Origin of the sequence: Bacillus sp. S4 (assembly GCF_040838205.1) — a bacterium.
Classification (GTDB): Bacteria; Bacillota; Bacilli; order Bacillales; family Bacillaceae_G; genus Bacillus_A; species Bacillus_A cereus_U.
In genome coordinates, this window is sequence record NZ_JBFPJI010000484.1 from 1 (window position 1) to 1,763 (window position 1,763).

Genomic DNA, 1,763 nt, shown 5'->3' on the forward strand with positions numbered 1-1,763 from the left:
TATGTATATTATTACCGATACCAATAAATTTTCCAGTACCAGTTCTTAAGCAAATTAAAAACGTCGTGGCTTATAAATGCCACGACGTTTTTAATTAATTCGTACTAATCCCTCTCGCTGCCCAAATGCGATCAATTTCAGCCGCGTGTTGTCCGCCGTATAAAAGAGCATCCGCTTGCTTAATTGCTTTCGCTCCATCACGGAATTTCGCATTTGGCGTTAATGACCAATGTGATTGTAAAATAATTTTCGTTGCTACATCACGCCCAAAAGCTTTCGCCATTTCATATTGACCTTGAGCCCAAATTTCCCCATCATTATGCACTTCATTCGTTATATCTTTCGGATATACTTTATTCGTATCTAATCGGCGTAAGCACGTCGGATCTGAACTAGAATAAGCGGTCGCATCCCATTCTCCAATACATGCTTTACCGTAACCTGTTGTCGATACTGCATCTTCATAAGTAGCACCTAAGAAGTCTCCAAACCCTTCTCCCATCGCTCCACCTTCTGGTGAACTTCCGAAGCCTGGTACTTGATTATCTTGAATAGAATGTCCATATTCATGCGCGATAATGCCCGCATCTTCTGCATCATCTACTCCGCCAGTACCGAAAGTTAAGGCTTTCGTTGATGGTGAATAAAATGAGTTATCATCAGTTGTACCATTTACATTCACTTTAATAGAACGATTATTAATATTGTTAATGCCCAATCCTTGAATGTAACGCTGCAATGTATCGATATGATAATACGACATAACATCTTCAAAGCTATCATTTGCACGTGTATAGTTAAATTGTAAGTTTGTAGATTTCGTCTTCGCTTTTGAAGAAATTGTAACATACTCACCAATTAAAAATCCTGTACCATCTAAACCTTTTAACGTAACAGTTTTCAGTTGATTCGTTAGTGCTGTTGAATCTGCATCATTACTATCTTTTAATCCTGTTTTACTACCACTAGATACGACAGGATTAGGTAAAAATACTTTTCCTGTTCCTTCTGCTTTTCGGTTTATATCAACCTTTTTAATTAACTTTCCATTTTCTGCATCAATGAATGTTTCCCATGCACCGAATGGATTATTAGAATGGACTACCACTTTATATACTGGAAGAGCGACACCTTCTTCAACAATATATCCGAATTCTTTTTCTGTAGGAGCCCATAGATTTTGCTCACTTTCTCCTCCAACATACGCCATCGATTTTTGTTCTGCATCTTTTTCACTAATTTTTTTCGTAACTTCCTTCACACCTGTAACAGGCTGATAATCAGAAACGGCAAGTAATCCTTTTCCCTCACCGTTAAGAGTAACTGTAATTTGTTTTGAAAATACAGGAGCACCATTAACTACTTGTTGGAACCTAACATATGAAGCTACTGATGTTTCTGTTGTAGAAATATATTGTAAGTCTGAAAGGTCCGCCTTCAATCCATATTCCGTAGCATGTCCCTTTAAATATTCAATTGCTTTTTTCTGTGGTGAATAAGCTTCTAACTTTACTTGCTGTTGTTTTTCCAGTGCCGAAACAGTAGAAATTGTCCCCATTACTAATGGCACAGTCATTGCCATTGCCACCATTTTTTTGTTTAACATAGAACCACTCCCCCTAATAAATTGAAACCTTTACCCCATTCCTATAAGGCTATTACTGTCCACAAGTAACGAAATAAAGTGAATCTACGAGTATTTCTATACGAGCAATTCTATTACCTTTCCATTTAGGGTGAGTGAAATTTTCTCAATATTTATG

General features: G+C 37.2%; 1 protein-coding gene. It reads right to left on the reverse strand.

Translation table 11 applies throughout. The features are described 5' to 3' along the window. Window positions 1-94 precede the first annotated feature (94 nt). On the reverse strand, window positions 95-1,606 hold the full coding sequence (locus tag AB3X48_RS21870; RefSeq protein WP_088099024.1) for a M36 family metallopeptidase: 1,512 nt from the start codon (window positions 1,604-1,606) through the stop codon (window positions 95-97). Window positions 1,607-1,763 lie beyond the last annotated feature (157 nt).

Bases quoted from the DNA above. Each gene is read 5' to 3' on its own strand.
- AB3X48_RS21870 (WP_088099024.1), bottom strand. From the start codon at position 1,606: ATGTTAAACAAAAAAATGGTGGCAATGGCAATGACTGTGCCATTAGTA.